Raw genomic sequence first — 560 nt, 5'->3', positions numbered from 1 at the left:
ATTGTCACCGCCTGATGGTCGTTTGACGGGCTGGAGCTGCACCAGGAGCGGTTTTTCTCTTCCACATACATGCCCACTCTTCCGTCGCTTCCAATCCCATAGTTGGAGGAAGCCTGACGGGCGGAGCTGGCAAAAATCTTCCCGCAGGTCTCAACAGAGAGGTTGCCCGCCATGTGGTGGATGGTGATCTTTTTTATGCTGGCGTTCCGCGGATTATTGCTGTTAGGGGATATACAGGTATAGTTCACCAATGCGCTGTTACTCATGCTCTTCACCCTTTCCGTTGCTCAGCTCTTTGGCTGTTTCGGCGCTGATTTCCTCGCCCGGCCCAAGCTCGATTTCCAAAATGCTTTCGCTCATGTTTCATGCCTCCGTTTCAATGATTTCCGGTTCCTCCGGGAATACCGTGGGTTCTTCTCCCCATACCGCCATAACGGCGCTGAAGTAGGGCTCCGCAATCTCCTCCTGGACCTGCTTTCGCCCATTCGCGCTGTTCGCATACGACCGCCGGAAAATATCTCCGATGGGGTAGCTTGTCCCTTCCAGCTCGATATACTTTT

2 protein-coding genes are annotated in these 560 nt (G+C 53.6%); both read right to left on the bottom strand.

The window, feature by feature from the left end:
• Positions 1–266 (bottom strand): peptidoglycan recognition protein family protein (locus tag DPQ25_RS14375; RefSeq protein ID WP_146740581.1); only part of this gene is annotated, 266 nt, incomplete at its 3' end.
• Between the two features lie 97 nt (positions 267–363).
• Positions 364–560, bottom strand: a 197-nt coding sequence (locus tag DPQ25_RS14860) for a hypothetical protein (RefSeq protein ID WP_112333836.1), incomplete at its 5' end; no start/stop codon positions are given.

This window comes from Hydrogeniiclostridium mannosilyticum (assembly GCF_003268275.1).
Classification (GTDB): Bacteria; Bacillota; Clostridia; order Oscillospirales; family Acutalibacteraceae; genus Hydrogeniiclostridium; species Hydrogeniiclostridium mannosilyticum.
This window is presented reverse-complemented; position numbering and strand designations above follow the sequence as displayed.